Origin of the sequence: Hydrogenimonas thermophila (genome assembly GCF_900115615.1) — a bacterium.
In the GTDB taxonomy this organism is placed as follows: Bacteria; Campylobacterota; Campylobacteria; order Campylobacterales; family Hydrogenimonadaceae; genus Hydrogenimonas; species Hydrogenimonas thermophila.
On sequence record NZ_FOXB01000038.1, the window covers coordinates 1 to 22,795 of the forward strand.

Consider the following 22,795-nt stretch of genomic DNA (forward strand, 5'->3'; position numbering starts at 1 on the left):
AAAAGGACTTGCAAATATGACGATAACTTTACAGCAGAGCTTTTTGAGCAAGAATATGTTTAAGGTTAGTTTTAAATTTCATTGGATTTGGCTGGCAGGAAGAATATAAAGTGGTTCACTGCTACCATTAAAGCAGGTTCTATCTAATCTATCTGGAAGTTTAAAAGTCATCTCTGCATCACTGCAGTTTTTTTGGATTATGATATCACCATCTTTTTTAATAAAACAACTTTTTCCTATTGCCTTAATTGGCTTATTATCATTAAAAACAAATGCATCACAAGCTAACAGAGGAATTTTCAATGCTATACTGAAAGTTTTAAGCATAACATATGTTACTTTTATAGCCATAAAACTACCTGGACCCTTTGCATAATAGAGTCTAGTTAAATTATAATGCTTGCTTACTTCATCTAATATTTTAGGTAATGCTTTGGATGTTTTTTCTTTACTCTCAAAAGACTCTATTAACAAACCTTTTTCATACAAGCCAACAAGCAGTGGCGATGTCACACCTATTACAAGTAGTTCTACTTCTTTTTTATTAGGCAAAGCTTTTTGCAAATGACAAACTCTCGTTTACTTTTAATGTTATAACTTCATATGCATCAACTTCTTTAAGCAATGCTACTGTCAATTTATGATTCAAATCATGACTTCCAGCAAAAGCTTTATATTCACCTAGAATTGGCATACCCAATACCTTTAAATCTCCTATTGCATCCAAAATCTTATGACGTACAAATTCATCATCAAAGCGTAAACCTTCAGGATTCAAAACTTTGTTGTCATCAAGAACTATTGCATTCTCCAAACTACCGCCAAGTGCTAAATTTTTACTGCGAAGGTATTGTACTTCTTTTAAAAAACCAAATGTTCTAGCACGTGATATTTCATTTATAAAATTGGTTTTTGAAAATATAAAACGTCTATGTTGTTCAGCTATAACAGGGTGATTAAAACGAATTGTAAAATCAAAGAGTGCATTCTCTGAAGGGTGTAAAGAGACATATTTGTCTCCATCTGAAACTTTAATAGTTTTTTTAATGCGTAAAATTCTCTTTCCTGCTGACTGCTCTTCAATACCTGCTTCATCAAGCATCATACAAAAACTGGCAGCACTACCGTCCATAATAGGCATTTCATTGTCATTTAGTACAACACGCAAATTATCTATGCCATATGCATATAGGGCTGAAAGAAAATGTTCTATGGTAGAGACAGTAACTCCATCTTTTCCAATTACTGTAGCCATTTGTGTATCTACAATATTATCAGGATGGAGTGGAATTGTAACACCTTGATCTTCACGATAAAATAGAATACCACTATTTACATCTAGTGGTTCTAATCGTAATTTTATAGGCTTTCCTTTATGCAACCCAATACCAACACTATCTACACTTTTAGCAATAGTTCGTTGTTTTATCATTCTTTATAACCCTTATATCTGCATTAAAAAATAAAGCTTTAATAAACTAATATACCATAAATTAAATTATTATTCTCTTCTATCTATCATTTTCCTTGCAACTTTCATTACCTGACTTATATTGTCATGAATCCAATGTCCATCCATCCACTCTATAGGTCTGACCTCAACTCCTTGCACTATAACACCAAAATGAAGATGATCCCCTAGTGCTAAACCAGTTTTTCCTGTCTTTGCTATAACACTATTTCGTGAAACATCATCACCATCTTTTACCAACAGTGTAGAACAGTGTCCATAAATCGTATAAAGTCCCAAACCATGGTCAATTAAAGGCATATTACCGTAAATCCCGTTGTATCCTGAGAAAACTACTCTTCCAGGATTAGAACTCTTAATTTTTGCCATCTTTACACTTGCTAAGTCCAATCCCAAATGATACGATTCACTTACTAATTTACCATTATAATAGTAAAATCTATGATCACCAAAACTAGCTACTTTTTTTGCATTTTTTAATGGATAAAAAGGTTTAATATTCCAGTGTTTAATTAATGCATCTGACACATTACTACTAAGAGAATGTATTAAGTCTTCATTTTTTTCTCTGACTGTTTCATTAATGAGTTTGAACTGTTTTAATGGATCACTTATACTTGCAGTTTCATCAAACTCAGTAGACAAATCTGCTATCTTACCCTCTAAAAATCTCTTTTTCAACTTTATCTTAGAGTGCCTATAACGATAGTTTTCTACATATAAAGGTATATGAGCTTTGCTTCTATTACCTGCAAGATCAGTAACTTCAACCCAAGCACGAAATCTTTTTTGTGTTACAGGCCAGGCTATCAATGCGACATAATATCCATCTTTATAAAAAGGCTCTGGTTTAAAAACTTTACCAAAATTTGTATGAACTTCAATTTTATCCAGATACTCATCTTTTGCACCAAATACAACAATGGCACTGCCGCCTCTTACAATTTTATATGAGTTTGATAAAACAAAAGCCTGAGGACGTTTTGAATCAATTGTTATTTTTACACTTTTGGTACTTTCATTGCCTTTCATAAAGTTCCATTGACTACCATCTGTTGCAATAATAGTCATAGTTGCACTTTTTGTACGCCTGTCCCATCCTGCTTTTGGCAACTGCACCGCAATATCAAGTTCTTGTTGTGGATTTTGGACTTTTTCATCCAAAACTGTAAAATCACTCTTTCCATCGTTTAAAATAACTTTATATGAGCGTATTCCACTACTATCTGACAAATGAACTTTCAGTGGCTGCTTTAAATTCCAAAAGAGTGAAGAAGGTACAGATATTTTAGGCGGAACTCTTTCAAATATTGGTGAATTTGCTAAATAGACAACACCACCTATAATAGAAAGGAATAGAAGCAGTAAAAGAGAAGTACCTAACCCTTTTTTATTTTGTCTCATTATTAAAATCTCCTATTTAATTTTTATAATTCTTTAGTTATTTTATCTAATAAACAGTTTACTAGATTATCTTTAGTTATATTTCTGACAGTATATCCTGCAGCTCTAACATGTCCCCCTCCTCCAAAACTCTCAGCAATTTTTGAAACATTTACATAGTTTTTGCTTCTTAATGAAACTTTTAAAGAGCCATCGCTCTCTTCTCTGATTAGAAAACCAACCTCAACAGTAGCTAATGAACGTGCATAGTTTACCAAGTCATCTGTATCATTTACAGTTGCACCACTTTGTTCAAACATTTTTTGTGTAACTTCTAACCCTGCAACTTTAGCATTTAAATATAGTTTAAGTGTTTGCAAAGCTAACGGGAGAAGCCTTAATTTACTTAATGGTTCATTCTCTTTGAGATTACGGGCTATAACATCTGGTTTAACACCATACTCAATCAACTCTTTGGCAAACTCAAAAACTCTTTTATCTACTCCTTCATATGAAAAAAAGCCTGTATCACTTACAAGAGCAGTATAAAAATTTTCAGCTGCCTCTTTTGGCATAGGCCACTTTGAAATAGAAACAAGTTTGTAAACTACCTCTGAAGCACTTGCAAATTCAGGTTCAATAATATTAATATCACCATAATTACTATTGCTTTGATGGTGATCAATATTTATAAGTTTAACTCCCAAAGGTATATCTATTCCTAAACGATCAAAACTTCCACAGTCTACACTGATAATTAAATCTGTTTTATCAGATATTGCAGACTTGATTTTATCAAATCCAGGCATCCACGATAAAAACTGAGGCAAAGGTCTAGATACATAAACTGCATCAACTCTTTTTTGCAGTTTTTTTAAAACCCACCATAAACCTAGCCCTGAACCTAATGTATCAGGATCTGGATTAATGTGACCAACAATTGTAATATATGAAGATTTTTCAATTAGTTCTTTAGCATTATTGTAATTCATCGGCATTATTTTATCTAAAAAACTATATTTTTTTATTCGCTTTATAAACAAAAGCCAATACTTCAGCAACTGCCTGATAAAACTGTTCCGGTATCTCCTCTTCAATATCTACATTTTTATAAAGTTCACGGGCAAGTGGAGGATTTTCTACAATTTGTATGTTATGTTCGCGAGCAATCTCTTTGATTTTTAGTGCAACCAAATCAGCTCCTTTTGCAACTACTTTAGGAGCTTTCCCCTCATTCTCTTTATATTGCAAAGCAACAGCAAAATGTGTTGGGTTTGTAATAACAACATCAGCATTTGGCACTTCTGCCAACATACGTTTTCTTGACATCTCCATCATTTTTTGTCTAATTTTTGCTTTTATTTCAGGATTACCCTCCATCTGTTTCATCTCATCTTTAACCTCTTGCTTGGACATGCGCAAACCCTTAAAATAGTTATAGCGCACAAATGCCAAATCTATAAAAGCCAAAACAAGCAAAAGAGCTAACATTACCATTGCCAATATAACTACTCTGTCAGAAAGCCATAACAGTTGCTGAGGCAAAGGTGCACGTATTATGCTCTGCAACTCTTCTATAAAACCTAAAAATACTGTAAAAGCTGCCGTAAAAACTGCACCAACTTTGAGTGTTATTTTTACACCTTCAATCAGTTTCTTTAAAGAAAAAAGGTTTTTAAAACCCTTAATTGGATTTAATTTTCCAAAATCTGGAACAAGAGGTTTGGTTGTAAATAAAAATCCAAACTGCATCCAAGCAGCAATTAATCCCGCTAGTGCTACAGGTAGTGCTACTGGCATTACCATCATTCCAATCTCAAGAAGGGTATGAATTGTCATATCTACCAGCATATCGTAAGTAATGTCATACCCAATAAAACTTATATAGTAGTGATATAATCCTTGTAAATGCTGTAAAATCCAACTAAAAAGCCCCCAAGTTACAACTACTGCTACAAGAAGGGTAATGAATCCAGAAGTATCAACACTTTTGGGAACATTACCCTCCTTTCTAGCATCTTCTATCCTTTTACTGGTGGGTTCTTCAGTTTTTTCTAAATCGTCAGCCATTTAACTCAGGTAACTATCTTCATTGAAAGGTCAATCCAGCGTGATTGGTGTATGATGCTGCCTGAACTTATTGCATCTACACCACTGTTTGCTACATCACGGATATTTTCTATAGTAATATTACCACTAGCTTCAAGCAATACACCAGGAAAGTTTTCATTGCGATAATTCACGACTTCTCTAATTTCTTGAACTTGCATATTGTCGCACATCACAATATCTGCTCCAACATTCATTGCCCTTATGGCTGCTTCTAAACTTTCACACTCTATTTCAATCTTTGTAGTAAAAGGAATTTTCTTTCTTGCAAGGGCAATAAACTCTTCAAGATTATCTATTAGACTCATATGTGTATCTTTAAGCATCAAAGCATCATCAAGACCCATACGGTGATTTACTGCTCCACCAACTCTTACTGCATACTTTTCAAAATTTCTAAGCATCGGTCGAGTTTTGCGTGTATCTAGCAATAAAACGTTGGTACCTTCCAAAGCTTTGACATAAGTTTGAACTTGAGTTGCTATAGAGCTAGCATGTAAAAGCATATTTAAAAGTGTACGTTCAGCTGCTAACAAATCTGCAGCATAACCTATTATTTTTACAATTATATCACCCTTTTCAAAATATTCTCCATCACGCTTATGCCAATAGAGATCTAGATTGCAAAACTCAGCCAAAGCTTCAAGATATGGCTCACCAGCTACAACACCATTACTTTTGGCAATGACCTGAGCAGTCGCCTCTTTTCTGGGTGCTACCCGTCCAAACAGATCACCACGCCCAATATCTTCAAGTAAGACCTCTTTTACAAACTCTTGGATTATCATAGTTCCAACATTCTTTCAAGAGCAATATTAGCCCATTTTCTTGTATTTTCATCTACAAAAATCTCATTAACAACTTCACCCTTCTCAATCTCTTTCAGGGTTTTATATACATCTTCTAATGTAGTTTCATTCATTGTAGGACACTCAGGTTTTGTAGAAGATAGAACATATGTATTCTTATCACGCATTCTATGTACAAGATTATACTCAGTCCCTACTGCAACCTTCTGATCTTCAGGAAGTTCATTGACATACTTAATAAGCTGACTTGTAGAACCGCAAAAATCGCTGACAGCTACAACTGCTGGATCACACTCTGGGTGAACTGCAATCTTTATACCTGGATATCGTTTTCTATAAAACTTTACATCATCAACAGTAAATAGCTGATGCACTGAACAAAATCCGTCATAACAGATAATATCTGCTTCATTAGGATCTTTTCCATCGCCTATAACACACGATTTCAATCCCATCATATTGGCAATATTTTGTCCTAAACATCTGTCAGGAACAAAAAGAATCTTTTTTCCGCTGGCAAGTCCCTTTTCTATGATTTTATAAGCATTAGAGCTGGTACATACCATTCCACCCATTTCACCAACTTTTGCCTTAACTTCAGCACTAGAGTTAATGTATGTAATTGGCAAAATCTCTTCTTTTTTAATTCCGGCTTTTTCCATAAATGCTACAGACTCATCATAGTAAGTACTATCAATCATTCTTGCCATAGCACAACAAGCAATTTTTGGCATAGCCACTCTCTTTTGTGGAGCTATTACCTTTACACTTTGTCCCATAAAGCCAACACCGCAAAATACAACCCATTCATTGTTATCTGCTTTACATCTTCGTGCAAGCTCTAGACTGTCTCCCGTAATATCTGCCAATTCAAACACTTCATCACGCTGATAATAGTGTGCAACAAGTGTTACAGGCAACTTCTCTTTTAATTCAAGAATTTTCTCTTTCAATTCATTTTGTTCCATAAATAAAATCTCCTTTTTAGCTTGAAAGAGACTTCAGCAAAATACTATCTACTGAAACCTTTCATGAATGCAATAAAATCAAGCTTTTAATAGCGTTATAACCATTTTTACTCTATAATTGGTCCTAATTTTACCATAAAGAGAAGAGTCAATGGAATTTTTCAACAATATCAACAATATATTCTTCCTTGTAGCCTATCTAGTTGGAGGAATACCATTTGGTTTGATACTGGCAAAAATGTTTGCCAATGTAGATATAAAACAGAGCGGCAGCAAAAGTATTGGAGCAACGAATGTTCTTCGTGTTGTAAAAGAGAAAAACCCGACATTAGCAAAAAAACTTGCAATAGCAACAATACTTCTTGATGCATTTAAAGGTATTGCTGTACTCTTAGTTGCAAAATTTATGGGAATGCCTGATGCGACACTATGGGCAATTGCCGTTCTTGCCGTTGCTGGACACTGCTTTAGCCCTTATTTAATGTTTGAAGGAGGCAAAGGTGTTGCTACAGGTGTCGGAGTATTGGCATTTATGTTACCTGATGTAACAGCCATTGCACTTGTTGTTTGGTTTATACTGGGTAAAACTTTACGAATATCTTCATTAGCTTCACTCGGTGCATTAGCTGCTCTAATCATTGCAAGCTATGTTATCTACCCAGAAATTCCAAATATCTACTCACATGCACCTATATGGATTATTTCTATTATTGTAGTTTATAAACATATACCAAATATCATTCGTCTTATTAAAGGTCAAGAGAAACGTGTAGCATGACCATTTCTATTCAAAACCTTTCATTTAAGGCAATAATAGGTATTCTTGATTTTGAGCGTCTATCTCCTCAACGCATAGAAGTTGAGTGTGAAATAAAATATACGTATAAAAAAGAAGAAGCTAACTTTATTGATTATGCAGAAGTAGCTTCTTTAATAGAGTCAACAATGAAATCTGAAAAGTTCCTTCTTATTGAAGATGCTTTAGAGAGACTTTTTCCGCTTTTAAAAGATAAATTCCCTCAAATAGAAACAATGAAAATCACTATTTGCAAACCTGATATTATGCCTAACTGCAGGGTTTCAGTAACTGATTTTCATACCTTTCTTTAATTTTTTTTGAAATAGAGTTTAAATAAATCTAAAAATATGCTATAATCCTGCTTAAATTTTACACCCTAAGGACTGCTAACTATGCGTATACTGATTGTAGAAGATGAAACCACAGTAAACAAAACTCTTTCAGAAGGGTTAAACGAGTTCAATTATCAAACAGATTCGGCAGAAAACTTCAAAGATGGAGATTATTATCTCGATATCCGTAACTATGATTTGATTTTAGCAGATTGGATGTTACCAGACGGTAGTGGTTTGGAGTTAATCCAAAAAGCTAAGGCAAACAATCCAAAAACTGCTGTTATTATTCTATCTGCACGTGATGACAAAGAGAGTGAAATTGAGGCTCTTGAAGCAGGTGCTGACGACTATATTAAAAAACCTTTTGATTTTGATATCCTTATTGCTCGTATTAAAGCACGCCTTAGATTTGGTGGAAGCAATGTAATAGAGATTGATTCTCTTAGCATTAATCCACAAGAAGAGAAAGTCGTTTACAAAGGCAAAGAGATTGAACTTAAAGGTAAACCTTTTGAAGTTCTTACACATCTTGCACGACACAGAGATGAAATTGTATCAAAAGAGCAACTTCTTGACGCAATTTGGGAAGAGCCTGAATTGGTCACTCCAAATGTCATTGAAGTAGCAATTAATCAAATCAGACAAAAAATGGACAAACCTTTAGGTATTCAAACAATTGAAACTGTTCGCAGACGCGGCTACCGATTTTGCTATCCTCAAAAAAATAGCGAAGAGCAATAAAATAAAACTTTACAATAATGAGGGAGAAAAAGATATCTCCCTCTACTCCATCCTTCAATAAAGGCACCAAATGGTTGCTAATCGATCCATACGAAATCAGTTTCTTACACAATTAATCATAGCATCTTCTATACTTCTTATTATATTTTCAACCATGCTATATGCTTATATCAAGCAGTCAATTTATGATGAGTTGTCACAACAGCTTGTCAAACAAGCACGATATATTGTACAAACATTTCCAGACTATGAAGAGGGAGAGAAGATTGATGCTAAAAACCTAAAAAATGCCTTGCAAATTACTGCAAAAGTGATCCCTCCTCCTCATCGATTTTACAGTTCTATTGAATGGCGTGAACGTGAATCAAATGGTCGATATTTTATTGATTTAATATACCCATACAATTTAAAATCTCAAACTTATCTGCTTGTCAGCAAAGATATAACAAATGTAAGCAGTATGCTTAAAAAAATACTTAGGTCAATTATTATTATTAACCTTATCAGTCTTATTCTTATTGTTCTATATGCATTTGGTCTCTCTGCTATGCTTCTAGTGCCAATTACAAGATTGACAAAAAAATTATCATCTTTAAATGAAAACTTTCTTACAACAATCGATACAAAAACTCTGCCCGAAGAGTTTGTACCTCTTGGTGAATCTATCAATAAACTAATAAACAGAATTCAAACATTTGTTAAATATCAAAAAGAGCTTTTTATTGGCGCAGCACATGAACTGAAAACACCTTTAAATGTAATGAAATTAAAAAATGATGTAACACTAATAAAAAAGCGTGAACCGGAAAAGTATATTGAAGCACTTCAACTTTCAAATAAGACCATTTTAGAAATGAATCAAATGATAAGCTCAATTTTAGAGATAGGTCGTCAAGAAGGAGCGCATTTTGAATTGCCACAAACTATAGATATAATTGACTTTATTCGTAAAAAAGGTGAAGATTTTGCACTTTTAGCAAAATCTGAAAATAAAACACTTAAACTTGATCTGCAACCAAAAAGTGTTGTTGGCTGTATACAAACAACTCTTCTTAATCAAATAATTCAAAACTTTCTTCAAAATGCTATTAAATTTACTCCAAAGGGTAAAAAAATCATATTAAAAACTAGACAATATGATGAAAATAAAATAAAGATAGAAGTAATTGATGAGGGTCCAGGAATTGATGAGAGTATCGATCTATTTGCTCCGTTCAAAAGATTAGGGAATGCACCAGGAGCTGGTTTAGGACTCTTTTTAGCTAAATCAGCAGCTGACGCTATGGGGGCACATATATCAATTAAAAATAGAAAAGATGGAAAAAGTGGAGCTGTAGCAACACTAATTTTGACTACAACACCACAATGTGAGCTTCCAATAAATTAACTAAAGAGATAAAGAAATATCTATTTAATGTTTGACTAAGGTTACATAGGATATAAATCACAAAAATTTAATTCGGAAGGTTACAATATGGCATTGATGATTACTGATGAGTGTATTGCTTGTGATGCATGTAGAGATGAATGTCCAAACGGAGCAATTGAAGAAGGTGATCCTATATATATTATAGATCCAGACAGATGTACAGAGTGTGTTGGGCACTATGATGAACCAGCATGTATTGCAGTATGCCCAGTTGATTGTATTATTCCGGATCCAGATAATGTTGAAAGCGTTGAAGAGCTAAAATTTAAATTTGAGCATCTACAGAACGAACAATAATGGCAAAACGCACCGCCATCATTGATATTGGGTCTAACTCCGCCAGGATGGTGGTGTTTGAAAGAACCAGCCGTTTTGGTTTCCATCTGATTAATGAGACAAGAAGTCGTGTACGTATTAGTGAGGGAGCCTATGACAATAACGGTCATCTGCAATCAGAAGCCATAGATAGAGCCATTTCTGCTCTATCTCAATTTTTAATAATAGCACGCAGCTATAAAACACATAAAATTCTTTGCGTTGCAACTTCAGCAGTTAGAGATGCCCCAAATAAAAAATATTTTCTCAAAAGAGTTGAAAAAGAGTTAGGACTTAAAATAAAAGTTATAGATGGTAAAAAAGAGGCTTGGCTTGGAGGAGTGGCTGCTGCAAATCTTTTACCAATAACTGACGGCATTACCATAGATATTGGCGGTGGTTCTACAGAACTAGCACTCATCCAAAATAGACGTATTGTAGAAACCTTTTCATTAGATATTGGAACAGTAAGACTAAAAGAGCTCTTTTTTGATAAAAAACTACCTATTGAAGATGCAAAAGAATACATAAACCATACTCTTGCAAAACTTCCTGAAACATTTAAATCTAAACAAGCAATTGGTATTGGCGGTACAATACGTGCAATTGCGAAAGCTATAATGCAACGCAATGAGCATCCAATAGAAAAAGTACATGCCTTCAGCTTTTCAATTAAGGATGAAGGTAAGTTCATTCAAAAAGTATCGCAATCACCAATAATGAAACTTAAAAAAATTGGAATAAAAAAAGATCGTTTAGATACAATTAGACCAGGAGCTCTTATCTTTTGGAATCTGTTAGAAAAAATCGGTGCTCAAAATGTAATTAGCAGTGGAGTAGGAGTAAGAGAGGGACTGTTTTTAAGTGATCTTCTTAGAAACAGTAATCATCTATTTCCTCATAACTTTAACCCTAGTGTTAGAAGTTTGCAGGATCGTTTTTCTATAGATACAAAACTAGCTGCAAATATCTCTTCAACAGCAGAAGCTATATTTAATGCTCTTCAAGAACCATTCAAACTTCCTAATGATGCAAAAAAACATATAAAAATAGCTGCAAAACTTTCTCAAATAGGTATAGGGCTAGATTTCTACGGATATCATAAACATAGTGCTTATATGATTATGAATAATCTTAACTACGGATTTACTCACGAAGAGATGATTTTAATAGCAACTCTTATACGCTTCAATAAACGCAGATTGCCAAAAAACAGTTTTACTCGTCCATATAAAAAACTGTTGCCAGATGATAAAACACTCTCTTGGCTTAGTTACATTGTATCACTATCACAAACAATACATTTTAGCAGGGAAAAAGGTAAAGTGAGTGTTACATACAAAAATGGGGTTTTAAACATAGATACACCATTTGATAACTATCTTGCAAAAGAGCGAATTAAAGAGTTGGAAAAACCTGCATCAATTGCTATTTTATTCTCTTAACAATGGGTACAGTTAAAACTGTGTACCCATTGTAAATTCAAAGCTAGATGTCTGATCACCCTCTTTGCTCATCAAAGGATTTGCAAATATTAGGTTAATTGGTCCCATTGGAGAGAACCACTCAATAGCAACACCCGTTCCTGCACGTTTTTCATCAGTAAAAGCATCTTCTCCTATCATTCCATAATCAAAGAAAAATGAGAGTCTCATTTTTGCTGACTCAATCAATGGTATACTAGCTTCTACAGAGTTAGAAAACATATATTTGCCACCAAGCAGATATCCATTTTCATCTTTTCTAGATATCGATCCTGACTGATATCCACGAACAGATCGAATCCCTCCCATAAAAAACTTTTCATTTACAGGCAAATTTTGATCCCAAGGAATAAAACCTACCTGTGCTTTATATCTTAAAATCAAATCATAGTTTATATAATCTTCCAAGCCCTTATAGGTAGCAAACCTTAGATAGTTTTTATTAAACTTAGCATCACCGCCAAGTCCTGCAAATTCACTGCTTGCACTAAAAATCATACCTTCTCTAGGCATATAGTAGTCATCTGTATTATTAAAACGTATTGCAGGAGTTATTGCACTGGTAGTAAATGCTCTGCCATCATAAAGAGCAAAATCAGGATAAGTAGGGTCCATCCCAGTTAGTTCAGTTGTAAAATATTGATAAGTTACTGAAGAGTTCCAATATCTTGCAATCTTTTTCCCAACTGTCAGAGACCCACCCTTCTTATTTTGCGTATAGTCATATGACTCATATACAGAGTTAAATAGATTAACACTGGCACTATAATCAGAATCCCAAACTCTAGGATTTGTAATACTAAAATTAAAGTTACTTCGATGCTTGGAGAAATCTAAGCTAAGTCCGAGTGCTATACCACTTCCAAAAACATTACGATCGTTAATTGAAGCATTTATGATAAAACCATCGTAGCTTCCGTATCCACCACCAACCATAATATTACCGGTTTGAGTCTCTTTTACATTTACAACCAACTCCATCTCATGGTCATTTATGCGTCTTTCATCTATTACAACACTTTCAAAATATCCTGTACGCATCAATGCTGATTTAGAATCTTTTATATCAGTTAGAGAGTATGTATCACCTGGAGCCAAGTATACTTCTCTTCGTATAACTCTATCTAGTGTTCTATTATTACCGGTTATGATTACATCTTTAATATATACTTTATTTCCAGGAATTACCATATAGTTCAAAACAACTTTATGGTTCTTTGGATCTTTTTTAAAGTCAGGGATTACACGTACATATGCATACCCTATATCTGCAATCTTTTTCTTGATGTTTTCCATATCTTTGCGCATCTGCTCAATATCAAACACTTCACCCTTACGAAGCTTCAAATCCTCTTCAAGTGTTTTAACATCAATAACAGGATCTTCTAAAACTATTTTAATATCTTTAACCTCATAAACAGGTCCCTCAGTAATTTTATAATCCAAAATGGCACTGTACCGATTAAAATCTACTCTTAGCAAAGGATCATCAATTTGAGCATCTAAATATCCATGCCTCATATAAAAATCTCGAATACGTGGAGCATCATACTGTAGTTGGTCTATTTTAACTTTTCCATCATTAAATCCCCACAACCAACCCATAAAGTCGCGCTCTTTATTTGCCATTACAGACTCAAGATCACCTTTACTAAAACTTTTTGCTCCACAAAGATTTAATTTTTCAATAATGATATTTTCACCTTTATTGACTGCAAACTCTATTTTGACACTTCCATTTTTAAGTGGTTTGGTATCTACTTCTACAACGGTATCAAAATATCCTTCTTGTTCAACTATCCCAAGAAGAGTAGCTTTAGCTTTTTCTATACGCTCTTCATCATAGATATCACCTTTTTTCAAGCCAATTTGTGACAATATCTCATCTTTTTTATTTTCACCATAACCACTCAACTCAACCTGCGATATTACAGGCTTCTCAGTAAAATGAAACGTTAAAACACCTCGCTCTTCAGTAACCCATATATCTTTAAAATATTTTTGCGCATATAGCTTTTTAATAGCTTGGTCTACTTTCTCAATATCTATATCTTCACCAATTTGCATATCAATGATCTCTTTAGCAATATCTGGTGACAAATGTATTAAACCATCAAATTTTATTGATTTTATCTCTTGCGCTTGTAGTAAAACAGTAGTAAGTAGTGTAGCGTGAAGCAAACGTTTCATAGTGTTATTTTCCTCTAAAAACAGTACATAATCTTAAAAACTGTAAAGTCTATCATCTTTTGGATTAAACTCTATTAAACCGAGCTTTAGATAAAATCCGGCATCAAATTTACAAAAAGGTCTCTAAATGGTAGTAGGAATTGTAGGACTCGGTTTAATGGGCGGTTCTATGGGACTTGCTGTAAAAAATTTAGAATTTATTGACAAAGTTGTAGGTATTGATCATAATCAGTCACACTGCGAAAGTGCCGTTTCACTCAATTTAGTAGATGAAATAGTAGACTTGGAAGGGCTTAAACAGAGTGATGTTATCTTTTTGGCAATACCAGTTGAGGGAATTATAAACTCTTTAAAAAATCTTATTGATATACCGCCTAATACTACAATCATAGACCTTGGAAGCACAAAAGCAAAAATTGTAGAAAATATTCCTACTCAAATTCGCAAAAATTTTGTAGCAGCTCACCCAATGACAGGTACAGAGAAGTTTGGTCCAACTGCCGCCTTAAAAAATCTATACAAAGATAAAATTGTTGTGCTTTGCAATTTAGATGAGAGTGGTGAACATCAGCGTAATACTGCCTGGAGAATATTTGAAGAGATAGGTATGAAGATAGTAACTATGGATGCAAAAGAGCATGATAGGCACGCAGCTTACATTAGCCATCTTCCACATGCAATTAGTTATGCTCTTGCCAATGCGGTAATGGCACAAGAGGATGCCAAAAACATACTTATCTTAGCAGCAGGCGGTTTTAGAGATATGAGCCGTCTTGCAAAGAGTTCACCAGTTATGTGGGAAGAGATTTTTAAACAGAATAAGAAAAATCTCTTGGAAGCAATGGATCATTTTGAAGAGGAGTTAAAACGGTGCAGAGAGCTCATCAACAATGAAGAGTGGGAGTCTCTTCATAATTGGATGAAAGATGCTAACAAATTGCACGATATTCTATAATTTAAAATTTCTAAAAATTCCTTTAATAGACTCTTGCAAATCTGCTGGATAGACAATCAATTTACTATTTTCAGATTTTGAGAGCTTTCTTAAAGTGCTAATATATCTATCTCCTAACAAGAACATTGCACCTACCGGCTCTCCCTTGATGGATGATGTAATACTATTTATAGCCTCTGCTGAAGCTTCTGCTAATCTTATTTGAGCTAAAGCCTCTCGTCTGGCAGACTCAAGCTTTCCATCTGCATCAAGAATCATAGCATTTTTTCTACCTTCCGCTATTGTCTCTATAGCTCTTCTTTCACGCTCTGCTGCAGCCTGTTGCTCCATAGCCTGTTTCATTGTTGAACTAGGAATGATGTCTTGCAACTCAACAGTTTTAACAGTAATTCCCCAGTCAGCTACATTATCTACTATCTGATCTCTAAGTCTTGTCTTTATCATTTCACGATTGGAAAGAGCCTCATCAAGTTTCATTTCACCTATAATTGAACGAAGCGTTGTCATGATAATATGACGTATAGCCAATTTAAAATCTTCAACACCATAAAGAGCTTTTACCGGATCTGTAATCTTCATAAAAGCTACTGCATTGGCTATAATTACAGCATTATCTTTTGTAATTACCTCCTGTTTTGCAACATCTAAAATTATATCTCTTGTTGTTATCTTATCTCTAATCGAATCGATAAACGGAATTATAATATTCAAACCAGGTTTAATCACTTTTTTAAATTTGCCAAGTCTCTCGACAACCCACTCTTCACCTTGCGGCACTATTCTAACACTAAACAGCACTACTACAAAGAGTGCTACTACAAGTGCAATTGCTATTGAAAATTGAGGCATTCTACTCTCCTTCTATTTTAAAAACTTTAACTATCTGTCCATAAACTTTAGACACCTTGATCTTATCGCCAACAGATAGTTTTTCTCTATTTTGAGATTCAACTATCCAGATTCTGTCACCCAGTATAGGAAGTTCAAAATGGGCTCTAAATCGTCCATCATTAAGATCTTCAGTAATTACTCCAGAGGTATTTTTATACTCCCCTTCAGACTGCCCTACTCTTGAGACTATCTCATCTCTTTTAAAAAACTTCAACCAGCTTCCGAGTAGAAGTGCTGAAAATATTGCCCATAAAAAGAGCTCATTTGTAAATGTTGTCTGAAATATATAGTCAATACTCCCAACAATTACTGCCGCTATACCAAACCAGATTATGATAAAACTTGGCAGTATTATCTCAGATGCTATTAACACTATACCAAGAACAATCCAGTGCCACCAAAAGATATTTTCAGCAAAATACTCCATCTCCTACCTTTCAAAATTTCGGCAGGATAACACACAAAAGTAAAAATAGATTGCACGATAATTTAGTTTTTATATCTTTTCATTAACTTTTCAAACTCTTTTTTATCGCCTTTGGAGATATTGTAGTCAGGTGAAGAGAATCTCTCTGCCAGATCATATGCCTCTTTGGAAACTTGAAGATAAGGCAAAAGCTGTTGTAGCATATCTTGCTTTTTGCTTGGTTTAGAACTATTTTTATCTAAATTTATAACACCTTTTAATCTCATCAGAAGATACATAAAACCCATACCAGCTAAAAATGGAATCAATAGATAAAAAAGCGACATTTCCCTCTCTTCCTTAAACTGTTTCACTGATTCAACTTTATTAAGATTGCTTTTTTGCTGAATAGAATCACCTATGACCTCTACTTCTATAGGTTTGGTTTTTACCTCTTTAACTCTTTCTATTTTTGGATCAAAATATTTCAAACTAAAAGATGGAATTACAAAAGATTTCTCTGCAATCAAAACATACTCTCTCTCCCAACTGCCGCTATATATACCACGGCTGTAACTCTGCTCTAAATTAGGCTCTTCACTATAAATAGTTACCCCATTAATATGCAACGCTGGAAGATTAAAATCCTCTATATTCCCTTCAGCTTCAACACGTACAACAAGCTTTACCGGCTTACCTGCTTCTACCCTTTTAGGTTCTGCTTGTACTATAAGCTTAAAATTGCCTATCAGGTTTACATTTTGCGACAACGGTTTTACAGTCAGTTTCAAAGAAGATGATGCAATAGTAAACCACTTTGGCTTACGAACAATAAACCCAAAAGCATCACGCATCTTTTTAGCAACTGCTACCTTTACTTCAGCAGGTCCAATCGTTAGTTCACCAGCCTTTTGCGGAAAAAATAGATAGTGAATCTCGTGAACAAGATAGTCACCTTCAGGATAAAGCTTCTCTTTTCCAACTCTCTTTACCCAAAAATCTTCAAACTTAATGGGTACAAAGTCAACATTCATAACAGGAACATTTCTTTTCTCTTTAAAAAGCACTTTTACATCTACCATCTGACCAATATAGGCTTCAGCTCTGTCTGCAATAATCTGAATAGAAAAATCATTTGTGTGTTGTTGGCTATTTGTCTTAACTTGAACAAATATAGGCTCTGTGACTGCTTTTTTACCATCTACGAAAACGTCAAATGATGGTATAGTTACACTCTTTTTTGGAGTAAATGCATAGAGCTTAATCCATCTTACAATATTATGATTATCTTCAAATCTCTCTAAACGCTGACTCCCCTCAGCAGTTACTCTATACTCACCAATTTTTTCTATTTTTGGAAATTGAACCTGTTCACCTTCAGCCTCAATAGCAAATTCAACCGATTCACCAGCTATAATAGGATTTTCATCAATACTAGCTTTTACTCCTGCACCAAACAAAAAAGAAGAAAATATAAATAAAATAATTAAACTACCACGGATTAACATTTTCTTTACTCTCAGGTGGTGTAAGCGGATATAGTTTTGACTTTAAAGGCTGATTTTCTATAAGTTGCATCCACTTCTTCTCTTCTGCTTGACTTAACTCTCTCTTTTTTACTCTATTTTTTAAAGCTCCTGGTTTACTACTGTTCTCTTTTGAAACTGAAGCTTCTGATGAACTCTTGTTTCTATTTTTCTCTTTATTTTTGCCTTTGTATGAAGATTTTTTATCTTGCTTTTTTTTCTCTTTAAGTGCTTTTAAAACTAAAGCTAAATTAGCCTTTGCATCCTCATCATTACCAAGCTTTAAAACCTTTTGATAAAACAGAGCAGCCTTTTCAAGCTCTCCTAATTTCACATAGCAGTTTGCCATATTATATAATTTTGCTTTTTCTATTTTCAAATCTTTGGTAACAACCTTAGAATATGCATTTAACGCCATTTTGTATCTGCCGCTTTTATAGTAGCTATTACCAAGGTTAAACCATACTTCACTTCTGGGATTGTGAATTGACAACTCTTCAAAAGCTTTTACACTTCTTTTATAATCACCCTCTTTATAAGTCTTTTTGCCATCTTCAATTAACTGAAAATCTAGTATACCTGCATCAACTTTTTGATAAGACAAAGAGATAAAAAAGAGTAAAAGAGCAGATTGACTGCCACGCCCAATTGAGTATATACCAAACGGTAAAATTAAAAGTGCTAGTGCGAGAGGATAGTAAAAGAGTTGAATTCTTTTGTTTACAACCTTTTCATATGTTTTCGATACATTGGAAAGTTGTTTTAAATACTCCTCAATTTTCTTTTCATCTCTTTGTGAAATTGTAGCTTCTACATAAAGTCCGTCACACTCATCTGCAACTCTTTTTAGTCTTCTATTTGCTTTGCTTAAAACTAAATCTTTAGATTTTTTAGAAAATTTTTCCATAGGCAAAGGTGCACCTTTTTGTGTTGCAACCATCCAGATAATTGGACGAACACTCTCTTTTTTTAGCAAGCTTACAATGGGGTCAATATTTTCTACATCTCCTCCGTCTGTTACAAGAAGCAATGTTTTAGAGCTACTGTTTTTTAATAGTTTAATGCTCCCCTTTATGGCAGCTAAAAGATCTGTACCTTTAGCAGTAATCGTTTCAGACTTTAAACGATTCAATAAAAAATTTAATGCATCTTTGTCTGTTGTAAGAGGGGCTACTATAAATGAAGCAGAGGTAAAGCCGACTATTGCTACTCTTCCAGCCGGTAATTGTGGGAGAATCTCTTTTATCTTCTGCTTGGCAAAAGCAAGACGATTTGGGAAAAAGTCACGTGCCTGCATAGAAAGGGAGAGGTCAATAGCAATCACAATATCAGTACCACTCACTTTAACCCTTTCTTCACCTTTTTCAATAACAGGTTGAGCCAAAGCAAGTGTCATAAAGAAAAAAGCTATAAAAATTAATACATTATGTCCTGTTCTACCAAGTCCATCTCCACTAATTCGAAGCTTTTCAAGTGTTTTTGGCTCAAAAATCCGCTCTAATGCATCTCTATTTGTACTAATGAGATAGATCAATACTCCAGCCGGTATCAGCATAAGATATAAAAATTCAGGATAGAGAAATCTCATACTTCACTCCGATTCAATAAAAAAAGATAAAACAGAAGTGACAAACTGGCAACAAATAGAGGATAAATATACAGATAGGTTATTTCTATAACAGGTTCTTGTTTGACCAATGATGGCTCAAGCTTGTTAATTGTTTCATAAACCTTTTTTAGCATTTCTGGATTTTCAGCAGAAAAAAATTCTCCTCCTGTATCTTTAGCTAACTCTTTTAAAAGAATCGGATCATAATCTTTTAATCGTCCAACACCTATAGTGTATAGTTTAATTCCATACTGTTTAAGAAGTTTTTTGGCAATTTGCAAAGGAATTTTACCTGCACTGTTTCGTCCATCTGTCAATAAAACTGCAACTTTTGTTTTTGCTTCAGAATTTTTCAACAGTTTAGCAGCCATAGCAATTGCATCATATATTGCTGTTCTTTCACCAGCCATACCTACTTCAAGATAAGGAATCATCTCTTTTAAAACAGCATGATCAAAAGTTACCGGCGAAGCAATATAAGCAAACTCTCCAAAAACAATAAGACCTAAGCGATCATATTTACGGGCTTCAATAAAGTTTTTTAAGATGAGTTTGAGTGTCTCAAACTTATTCTCACTCCTTAATATAGAAAATCCTTCATCCATTGAGCGGCTGGCATCGATAATAAGTACCATATCACGCCCTAAAGAGTGAGATGGAGTAAACTCTTTCTCTATTACCGGAGAGGCAAGTGCTGCAACAAGACCGCTCCATGCCATCCATTTAAAAGCTTGCATTAAACTACGCTTTTTTGAAACCTTTGCAACTCTGTTAATATGAGGAAAATAGAGCAGATCAAGTCTCAATGGACACTTTTTCTCACAAAATAAAAAGAGAATCAAAAAAATAAAAACCCAAGGATACTCAAAGTGCATCGTGACTCATCTCTATAAATAGTTTAATATATCGTTTTGTTTCATCATCAAGAGGTGGAACATCTTTTTTATATTTATACTTTTCTAAACGAGGAATTAACTGCTCAAGTATCTCTTCTCTTCTTTTATCTTCTGCTAGTAATCTGCCATATTTTGTCATAATATAGGCAACTTTTTTGGAATTAGAGTAGTCCATTCTATCAAGTTCTCTTAACCACTCTATTCTAGGATTACTAGTTTTATGTTTTTGCCACCACTTCCAAATAAAAATTAAAACAGCAATAAAAACTACTATTGTAATACCTACAATAACAATAAAAAAATAGATAGAGATATCGGGAATAGGAAGCAACGGTTTTATATCTCGAATAGGCAACTCTTGCGGATTCACTATACACCTTTTCCAAATAGTTTTACAAGCTTTCCAAATGGATCTTCATCTGTATAGATTTTTATAAATCGTATTCGATGCTTATTCAAATGTCGATATAGTGCCTGTTCATTTTCAATAATCAACTTTTTATATTTAGCCACACTACCCTTGCCAAAATTGGTATTAATCGTTGCACCTGTCTCTGGATCAACCAAGTGAACATCTCCCAGTGGTAAAGGTTGCTCTTCAAATCTATCTCTAACTATTACAGCTATAACTTCATGCTTGCGACTAAGTAGTGAAATATCAACAGGAGCTAAAAAATCTCCAATTAAAAAGATAAGACTTCGTCTCTTTATACGAGAAAAGAGTTGTTGTAAACCATCTTGATAATCTGTCTGTTTGCCAAGCAGATTAAACGAATCAACTTTTTCAATAAATCGATTTACACCAAATATACGCTTAGTTGGACGCTCAATATTTTCTACTTTTTCTGATACTACTGCTCCGGTAAATAGATCACTATTTTTTACAGCAGAATACCCAACTATTGCAGCAACTTCAGTAACAACTTCTTGCTTAATTCGTTTTGTTCCAAAAAATAGACTTCCACCCATCATACAGGCAGCAACTATGCTCAGTTCTCTCTCTTCATGAAATAGCTTAACATATGGCTTTTGTAGTTTAGCTGTAATAGTCCAATCTATTTTACGAATATCATCACCTATTCTATACTCTCTAAGCTCACTAAAATCATACCCTTCACCATGAAAGAGAGATGGGTTGTTTCCAACCATTTCAGAAAAGACTTGCCGTTTAGTTTTTATCAAAAGAGTTTTAAGCCGTTTATTCACTTAATTGCCTTATGGAATAGCAACTGTTTCAAGAACTTTATCAATGATATAGTCAGAGTTAATCTCTTCAGCTTCAGCCTCATAACTCATAATAATACGATGACGCAAAACATCTTTAGCAACATATGCAATATCAACCGGAGAGACAAAATCCTTTCCACGAAGATATGCCCAAGCACGACTAGCTTTATAAAGATCAATAGAAGCTCGAGGGCTTGCCCCATACATAATCCACTTCTCAATTGACTCTAGCCCATAATTTTTAGGCTCACGGGTAGCAAAAATAAGATCAACTATATATTTTTCAACCTCTTCGTCAATATGAATAGATTTAACTTCTTCTTTCATTTTAAAAATATCATCTTTAGAGGCAACTTTATTAATCTCTCCCAAGGCTTCATTAGCAACACGTCTGGCAATCTTCAACTCTTCTTCAGGTGTATTATACCCGACAACCAATTTCATCATAAAACGGTCTAGCTGTGCTTCTGGAAGATTATAAGCACCCTCTTGTTCAACAGGGTTTTGTGTAGCAAGTACAAGAAAAGGAAGGTCTATTTTGAAACTCTCATCACCTATAGTAACCTGCTTCTCTTGCATTACTTCAAGAAGTGCTGACTGAACTTTTGCAGGAGCTCTGTTAATCTCATCAGCAAGAAGAAGATTTGTAAAGATTGGACCTTTTTTTATTTTAAAACTATTATTTTTAGGATCATAAATTTCTGCACCAATAATGTCACTGGGCAAAAGGTCAGGAGTAAATTGAACACGTTTAAAATTAAGACCAAGAGCTTTAGATAAAGCATTAACTGTAGTTGTCTTTGCCAAACCAGGAACACCTTCAAGTAATATATGTCCACTACAGGCTAAACCAATCAACAGCCCATCTATCATCTTATCTTGACCAACAACTACTTTTTTTATTTCACTACGTATCTTATCAACAACGTTTTCCATACTAACTCCATAAAAAAGACTAATAAGATTGTAGCTAGAAATTGTTTATAAAAGAGTAATTAATGGACAAAAATAGAGTGAATATAAAGCAGGGATTATAAGTATTTTGGTTTGATTAAAATTTATTGCTGTTTAATATAAAATAAAATGAAGGAGAGACGTAAGAAGGAAAACCTCCGACCCGGCACCGACCTACCTTCCCACTCCCGAAGGGAGCAGTATTATCAGCGCAGAGGGGCTTGACTTCCGGGTTCGGGATGGGACCGGGTATGACCCCCTCGCTATAGGCACCGAGACAAAGAGGGGTAAGACAACC

At 34.2% G+C, this 22,795-nt stretch carries 23 protein-coding genes and 1 rRNA gene; 7 read left to right on the plus strand and 17 right to left on the minus strand.

Annotation, left to right across the window (positions count from 1 at the left end; all coding sequences use genetic code 11):
- Positions 1–78: 78 nt before the first annotated feature.
- The 7 genes from BM227_RS10040 to nadA all read right to left on the minus strand — a co-directional run bounded on the left by BM227_RS10040 (position 79) and on the right by nadA (position 6,740).
- On the minus strand, positions 79–564 hold the full coding sequence (locus tag BM227_RS10040) for a hypothetical protein (RefSeq protein WP_218147946.1): 486 nt from the start codon (positions 562–564) through the stop codon (positions 79–81).
- Positions 545–1,429 (minus strand): UDP-3-O-acyl-N-acetylglucosamine deacetylase, encoded by an 885-nt coding sequence (gene lpxC, locus BM227_RS10045; protein WP_092913593.1) that lies wholly within the window; start codon positions 1,427–1,429, stop codon positions 545–547. Before lpxC ends, BM227_RS10040 begins: the two co-directional genes overlap by 20 nt.
- Positions 1,430–1,501: 72 nt before the next feature.
- Positions 1,502–2,875, minus strand: a complete 1,374-nt coding sequence (gene pgp6, locus BM227_RS10050) for a peptidoglycan metallopeptidase Pgp6 (protein ID WP_092913559.1) — start codon at positions 2,873–2,875, stop codon at positions 1,502–1,504.
- A 23-nt stretch (positions 2,876–2,898) separates the two neighbouring features.
- Entirely contained in the window at positions 2,899–3,846 is a 948-nt protein-coding gene (locus BM227_RS10055) for a DHH family phosphoesterase (RefSeq protein ID WP_092913595.1), read from the minus strand.
- 22 nt (positions 3,847–3,868) lie between these two features.
- Positions 3,869–4,924: a flagellar biosynthesis protein FlhB gene (gene flhB, locus BM227_RS10060; protein ID WP_092913561.1), complete on the minus strand. Its 1,056-nt coding sequence runs from the start codon at positions 4,922–4,924 to the stop codon at positions 3,869–3,871.
- Between the two features lie 5 nt (positions 4,925–4,929).
- Positions 4,930–5,751, minus strand: coding sequence for a carboxylating nicotinate-nucleotide diphosphorylase (gene nadC, locus BM227_RS10065; protein ID WP_177202039.1), 822 nt, complete (start codon positions 5,749–5,751; stop codon positions 4,930–4,932).
- Positions 5,748–6,740, minus strand: a complete 993-nt coding sequence (nadA, locus tag BM227_RS10070) for a quinolinate synthase NadA (RefSeq protein ID WP_092913563.1) — start codon at positions 6,738–6,740, stop codon at positions 5,748–5,750. Before nadA ends, nadC begins: the two co-directional genes overlap by 4 nt.
- 151 nt (positions 6,741–6,891) lie before the next feature.
- On the opposite strand from nadA, the gene plsY reads away from it, so the two are divergent.
- From plsY to BM227_RS10100, 6 genes are all read left to right on the plus strand, one after another.
- Positions 6,892–7,518 carry a glycerol-3-phosphate 1-O-acyltransferase PlsY gene (gene plsY / locus BM227_RS10075; RefSeq protein WP_092913565.1) on the plus strand — a complete coding sequence of 209 codons (627 nt, stop codon included), beginning with the start codon at positions 6,892–6,894 and terminating at the stop codon, positions 7,516–7,518.
- Complete coding sequence (locus tag BM227_RS10080) at positions 7,515–7,850, plus strand: dihydroneopterin aldolase (RefSeq protein WP_092913567.1); 336 nt, start codon at positions 7,515–7,517, stop codon at positions 7,848–7,850. Before plsY ends, BM227_RS10080 begins: the two co-directional genes overlap by 4 nt.
- Positions 7,851–7,931: 81 nt before the next feature.
- On the plus strand, positions 7,932–8,615 hold the full coding sequence (gene hsrA / locus BM227_RS10085) for a homeostatic response regulator transcription factor HsrA (protein ID WP_092913568.1): 684 nt from the start codon (positions 7,932–7,934) through the stop codon (positions 8,613–8,615).
- A 70-nt stretch (positions 8,616–8,685) separates the two neighbouring features.
- The gene (locus BM227_RS10090) at positions 8,686–10,002 is read left to right on the plus strand and encodes a sensor histidine kinase (protein ID WP_092913570.1); all 1,317 of its coding nucleotides are present in this window, start codon (positions 8,686–8,688) and stop codon (positions 10,000–10,002) included.
- An 87-nt stretch (positions 10,003–10,089) separates the two neighbouring features.
- Positions 10,090–10,341: a YfhL family 4Fe-4S dicluster ferredoxin gene (locus tag BM227_RS10095; protein ID WP_092913571.1), complete on the plus strand. Its 252-nt coding sequence runs from the start codon at positions 10,090–10,092 to the stop codon at positions 10,339–10,341.
- Positions 10,341–11,804 (plus strand): Ppx/GppA phosphatase family protein, encoded by a 1,464-nt coding sequence (locus BM227_RS10100; protein WP_092913573.1) that lies wholly within the window; start codon positions 10,341–10,343, stop codon positions 11,802–11,804. Before BM227_RS10095 ends, BM227_RS10100 begins: the two co-directional genes overlap by 1 nt.
- A gap of 12 nt (positions 11,805–11,816) precedes the next feature.
- On the opposite strand, the gene bamA is transcribed toward BM227_RS10100, so the two are convergent.
- Positions 11,817–14,033, minus strand: a complete 2,217-nt coding sequence (gene bamA / locus BM227_RS10105) for an outer membrane protein assembly factor BamA (RefSeq protein WP_092913574.1) — start codon at positions 14,031–14,033, stop codon at positions 11,817–11,819.
- A 127-nt stretch (positions 14,034–14,160) separates the two neighbouring features.
- Here bamA and BM227_RS10110 point away from each other — a divergent pair, with 127 nt between their 5' ends.
- Positions 14,161–14,988, plus strand: a complete 828-nt coding sequence (locus tag BM227_RS10110; protein WP_092913576.1) for a prephenate dehydrogenase — start codon at positions 14,161–14,163, stop codon at positions 14,986–14,988.
- On the opposite strand, the gene BM227_RS10115 is transcribed toward BM227_RS10110, so the two are convergent.
- From BM227_RS10115 to rrf, 9 genes are all read right to left on the minus strand, one after another.
- Entirely contained in the window at positions 14,983–15,837 is an 855-nt protein-coding gene (locus BM227_RS10115; RefSeq protein WP_092913578.1) for an SPFH domain-containing protein, read from the minus strand. The genes BM227_RS10110 and BM227_RS10115 overlap by 6 nt on opposite strands.
- 1 nt (position 15,838) lies before the next feature.
- Positions 15,839–16,306 (minus strand): NfeD family protein, encoded by a 468-nt coding sequence (locus BM227_RS10120; protein ID WP_092913580.1) that lies wholly within the window; start codon positions 16,304–16,306, stop codon positions 15,839–15,841.
- Between the two features lie 62 nt (positions 16,307–16,368).
- Positions 16,369–17,793, minus strand: a complete 1,425-nt coding sequence (locus BM227_RS10125; RefSeq protein ID WP_092913582.1) for a BatD family protein — start codon at positions 17,791–17,793, stop codon at positions 16,369–16,371.
- Positions 17,777–19,399 carry a vWA domain-containing protein gene (locus tag BM227_RS10130; RefSeq protein WP_092913584.1) on the minus strand — a complete coding sequence of 541 codons (1,623 nt, stop codon included), beginning with the start codon at positions 19,397–19,399 and terminating at the stop codon, positions 17,777–17,779. The genes BM227_RS10125 and BM227_RS10130 overlap by 17 nt, the downstream gene beginning before the upstream one ends.
- Positions 19,396–20,295: a VWA domain-containing protein gene (locus BM227_RS10135; protein ID WP_092913586.1), complete on the minus strand. Its 900-nt coding sequence runs from the start codon at positions 20,293–20,295 to the stop codon at positions 19,396–19,398. Before BM227_RS10135 ends, BM227_RS10130 begins: the two co-directional genes overlap by 4 nt.
- On the minus strand, positions 20,285–20,686 hold the full coding sequence (locus BM227_RS10140) for a hypothetical protein (protein WP_092913588.1): 402 nt from the start codon (positions 20,684–20,686) through the stop codon (positions 20,285–20,287). The genes BM227_RS10135 and BM227_RS10140 overlap by 11 nt, the downstream gene beginning before the upstream one ends.
- Entirely contained in the window at positions 20,686–21,522 is an 837-nt protein-coding gene (locus BM227_RS10145; protein ID WP_245757056.1) for a DUF58 domain-containing protein, read from the minus strand. The genes BM227_RS10140 and BM227_RS10145 overlap by 1 nt, the downstream gene beginning before the upstream one ends.
- 9 nt (positions 21,523–21,531) lie before the next feature.
- Positions 21,532–22,479 (minus strand): AAA family ATPase, encoded by a 948-nt coding sequence (locus BM227_RS10150; protein ID WP_092913590.1) that lies wholly within the window; start codon positions 22,477–22,479, stop codon positions 21,532–21,534.
- A 179-nt stretch (positions 22,480–22,658) separates the two neighbouring features.
- Positions 22,659–22,774 (minus strand): 5S ribosomal RNA (gene rrf, locus BM227_RS10155).
- Positions 22,775–22,795: the final 21 nt, after the last annotated feature.

Bases quoted from the DNA above. Each gene is read 5' to 3' on its own strand.
- pgp6 (WP_092913559.1), bottom strand. From the start codon at position 2,875: ATGAGACAAAATAAAAAAGGGTTAGGTACTTCTCTTTTACTGCTTCTA.
- BM227_RS10055 (WP_092913595.1), bottom strand. From the start codon at position 3,846: ATGAATTACAATAATGCTAAAGAACTAATTGAAAAATCTTCATATATT.
- flhB (WP_092913561.1), bottom strand. From the start codon at position 4,924: ATGGCTGACGATTTAGAAAAAACTGAAGAACCCACCAGTAAAAGGATA.
- nadC (WP_177202039.1), bottom strand. From the start codon at position 5,751: ATGATAATCCAAGAGTTTGTAAAAGAGGTCTTACTTGAAGATATTGGG.
- nadA (WP_092913563.1), bottom strand. From the start codon at position 6,740: ATGGAACAAAATGAATTGAAAGAGAAAATTCTTGAATTAAAAGAGAAG.
- plsY (WP_092913565.1), top strand. From the start codon at position 6,892: ATGGAATTTTTCAACAATATCAACAATATATTCTTCCTTGTAGCCTAT.
- BM227_RS10080 (WP_092913567.1), top strand. From the start codon at position 7,515: ATGACCATTTCTATTCAAAACCTTTCATTTAAGGCAATAATAGGTATT.
- hsrA (WP_092913568.1), top strand. From the start codon at position 7,932: ATGCGTATACTGATTGTAGAAGATGAAACCACAGTAAACAAAACTCTT.
- BM227_RS10090 (WP_092913570.1), top strand. From the start codon at position 8,686: ATGGTTGCTAATCGATCCATACGAAATCAGTTTCTTACACAATTAATC.
- BM227_RS10095 (WP_092913571.1), top strand. From the start codon at position 10,090: ATGGCATTGATGATTACTGATGAGTGTATTGCTTGTGATGCATGTAGA.
- BM227_RS10100 (WP_092913573.1), top strand. From the start codon at position 10,341: ATGGCAAAACGCACCGCCATCATTGATATTGGGTCTAACTCCGCCAGG.
- bamA (WP_092913574.1), bottom strand. From the start codon at position 14,033: ATGAAACGTTTGCTTCACGCTACACTACTTACTACTGTTTTACTACAA.
- BM227_RS10110 (WP_092913576.1), top strand. From the start codon at position 14,161: ATGGTAGTAGGAATTGTAGGACTCGGTTTAATGGGCGGTTCTATGGGA.
- BM227_RS10115 (WP_092913578.1), bottom strand. From the start codon at position 15,837: ATGCCTCAATTTTCAATAGCAATTGCACTTGTAGTAGCACTCTTTGTA.
- BM227_RS10120 (WP_092913580.1), bottom strand. From the start codon at position 16,306: ATGGAGTATTTTGCTGAAAATATCTTTTGGTGGCACTGGATTGTTCTT.
- BM227_RS10125 (WP_092913582.1), bottom strand. From the start codon at position 17,793: ATGTTAATCCGTGGTAGTTTAATTATTTTATTTATATTTTCTTCTTTT.
- BM227_RS10130 (WP_092913584.1), bottom strand. From the start codon at position 19,399: ATGAGATTTCTCTATCCTGAATTTTTATATCTTATGCTGATACCGGCT.
- BM227_RS10135 (WP_092913586.1), bottom strand. From the start codon at position 20,295: ATGCACTTTGAGTATCCTTGGGTTTTTATTTTTTTGATTCTCTTTTTA.
- BM227_RS10150 (WP_092913590.1), bottom strand. From the start codon at position 22,479: ATGGAAAACGTTGTTGATAAGATACGTAGTGAAATAAAAAAAGTAGTT.